A 553-nucleotide genomic window follows, 5' to 3' on the forward strand; every position below is an offset into this window, starting at 1 on the left:
TGAGAATAATAAGAGAAACTATTATTATAGATAATTTCTAATATTATTCTCATACTTTCTTGTACAATTTTTTCTCTAGGATTTCCAACACTTAAAGGTCTAAATCCTCCAGATGTTTTAGGAATTTCAACTCTTCTAACCGGAGAAAATTTAAACATATTAGTGTTAATATCTTTAGATAATTTATTTAAATATGAAATATTAATCCCATCTAAGGTAATATTATTAGAACCTTTAGATATATTACCTTTCTTACTTTTAATTTTATTATAAGCAATTAATAACATTCTAATATCTGACATTAATTTTAAAATTCTAGTATTAATGGTTTCAAGTTTATTATGATTATTTTCTATTAATTTATTTAACTCGGAAAAATCCGTAGTATTAATCTTTGTTAAATACGCTAAACTGTCTTCCTTCCTTGCATTTAATTTAGATAAAGTACTAAAGTATCTCACTTTATTTAAATTAAATTTGGGTACTATGAAGACTCCGTTATCCCCAGGGTTTCCCCTTTCGGACAATCCCGTATTTCTTAATTTTCCATTTG

The 553-nt window shown here is 25.0% G+C and carries 1 pseudogene; it reads right to left on the reverse strand.

From position 1 onward, the window contains the following. Positions 1–553 (reverse strand): annotated as a pseudogene (locus IE124_RS36425) (hypothetical protein); the annotation flags it as partial.

This window comes from Streptomyces narbonensis (genome assembly GCF_014649015.1).
Classification (GTDB): domain Bacteria; phylum Actinomycetota; class Actinomycetes; order Streptomycetales; family Streptomycetaceae; genus Streptomyces; species Streptomyces narbonensis.